The sequence below is a fragment of the Xanthomonas hortorum genome (assembly GCF_040279205.1).
Taxonomy (GTDB): Bacteria; Pseudomonadota; Gammaproteobacteria; order Xanthomonadales; family Xanthomonadaceae; genus Xanthomonas; species Xanthomonas hortorum_F.
Genome location: NZ_JBEOLS010000113.1, coordinates 1 through 2,363, shown reverse-complemented (window position 1 = coordinate 2,363; position 2,363 = coordinate 1). Strand labels below are relative to the sequence as shown.

Here is a 2,363-nt window from a genome sequence, read left to right as displayed (position 1 = left end):
GGCAAGGGCCTGGCTGTAGGGGCTGTTGGCGACCCGTTTTAAGGCCTGTTCGATCGCCAGCTCGTCCTTGCAATCGATGGCGTACAGCAACTCGTCCACATCCGGATCGCCGGTGATGTTTTTACGCTTGGGCTGCGGCCGATCTTCCTGCTCGCCAGCGGTAAGAGGTTGTGGCGCGGTGTCTGCCGGCGGGGCGCGTGGCGGTCTCAGCCCAGAGGGGCCATCCGGATCGTACCCATCACGCAATTCCAATTCGGTAAATGGCCGCTCACCACGATCCACGCGCGCCTGCCGTGCTTCTGCGACGCGGTTTTCTATTTCGAGATCCTGTTCGAGTTGGATGCGCAGCTCACGCATGGAGCGCGTTATTTCCTCCCAGGAGTCCGGATCGGCGGGCACAGTGGCAGGACGATCCTGCTTGTCTGCCTGGGACACAGAAAGCGGCTCGCGCGCATCGGCCGCGCCCTCGGGTGTGTCGGCAGAGCGGCCAGCGGTCGGCATTTCCAGGGATGTCCCTGTCGCTTGCGCGAGGTGTGCGGACACTGGCAACGCTGCAGGGGGATCTGGTGCTTCCGGTGCTTGAGCCTTTGGAGTGTGCCCCTGTTGATCGTCGCGGTGTTCTGCGGCCACCGGGGTGGCGAGCGATGGCGAAGGCGTCGCCGCTGCCTGGGCCAGGCGCGCGTCTGCTGGCTGCTCGGGCTGCTGCGCAGGTGCATCTTGGTGCGCATCCGAGGCTTGCGCCGTCATCGACCGTTGGCCGCTGTGCAGGTCCGCAACTTGCTGCTGATCTGCCGGTGCTGTCTGCGCGATCGCCGCGCTCTGCGCTGTCTGCTGCTGGACTTCCTGCGGGCGCTCTTCTTGCGCTTGTTGGCTTTGCGGCCGCTGCTGCGCTACGTCGGATGCATGTGCCTGCACAGGCTCTGCCAGCTGCTCCTGGGGCCGTTGTGCGACGTCATCCTGGGTAGACCGCTGCTCGGGTTGGCGCGGCGATGTGTCTTGCGCATGGAGCGACGACGGCTCGCGCGAGACGGCCTCATTCTCCGGCTCCTGCTCGCGTTGTGGAGCCGCTTGGGCGTGCACCGGCTGTTGCTCGGGATGTTGCACCGTCTGCGCCTGCAGGCGTTCCTGCTGGCTCTGCTGGGCGTCCTGGGCCTGGCGTGTTTCCTGCTCGCGCTGCTGAGTCTCCTGGGCCTGCTGCTGCGCTTGTTCGCGCTGTTGGGTGTCGTGCGCCTGCCGCTGGACTTGTTCGCGTTGCTGGGCAGCCTGTGTCTGGCGTTCTTGCTGCTCCAGCTGTTGCGATTCTTGCCGGCGAAGTTCCTGCAATGCATGCGCCTGCAGCGCCTGAGCGTCCTGCGCTCGGTCTTCGTGCGAGGTTTGCTCCTGCAGCGTGTGCGCGCGTGCCTGCGCCAGCTGTTGGTCTTGCGCTTGCCGGTCCTCCTGCTGCCGTTGCTGACGCTCCTGCGCGGCGCTGGCCGCTTGGCCCCGCGCCTGCACGTCGAGGGCATGCTGGTTGGAGGGGGCAGAAGACGACGTGTCCGCATCTGCGGATCCGTCCGATGAGCGAGGCGCAGAGGCCATCTGCTGTATCGGCGGGGCTGGGTTCTGCTGAGCCTGCACCTCCTGAAGCGCCTGACGGATGTCCTCGGTGCTGGTGACCGCTGCGATGCGATCCACGCCATCGGGTCCACGCTGAAAATGGGCGACAGGGCTGTCCGCTCCGAATACGCCACTCGGCCCGCGCTGCAACTGCATCGAACCATCGCCAGAGAGCCCCGCTGTGTCGCGTGTGCGCTGCGTTGCCAGCTCGATCGCTTCGCGCCATTGCGGCTGCAATTCCGTACCAGCGATGCGGTAGTGGTAGAGCGTCTGCTCGCGCTGCACCTCCTGTGGCGAGGGCGGCGATTGCTGGATGGCGGCGATCGCCTGGGCCTGCTCGGCAAGCGCCGGTTGCAGCATCGCGCGCGTGGTCTCCAGTTCCAGCACGCGGTTGCCATCGGGCGGGGCGCCGTTGGTGGTCCATTGACCATCAATATTGCGGTAGTAGCGCTGGCCGTCTGAAGCGGTCAATGCATCCGGGTCGGGCAGCGCCTGCTGCACCGCTGGCGACATCGGCAGGCCATCGGCCGCCCAGCCGCTGCGGTGGTGCGCCAGTTCGTAGCGCGCAGCGATCGCGCCGGGACTGTTGGCGATGTTGCGGGCGATGACGTCCTGCGCTTGCGCGTCGAGCTCCGCAGCTCGGGGCGGCAGGGCGGTTTCCTGTATGTAGCTCCCGCGATCGTTGGCTCCGGAGATATCGGTCTTGACCTGGCGATGCCACTGGCCGTCCGAGGCATCGCGCCGCCAGTCGGCGTTGCTCAGGCTGG

Annotated in this window: 1 pseudogene; it reads right to left on the bottom strand. The window is 66.7% G+C overall.

Going from position 1 to position 2,363, the window contains the following annotated elements:
- Positions 1 to 2,363: pseudogene (locus ABS769_RS22300) on the bottom strand (hypothetical protein); the annotation flags it as partial.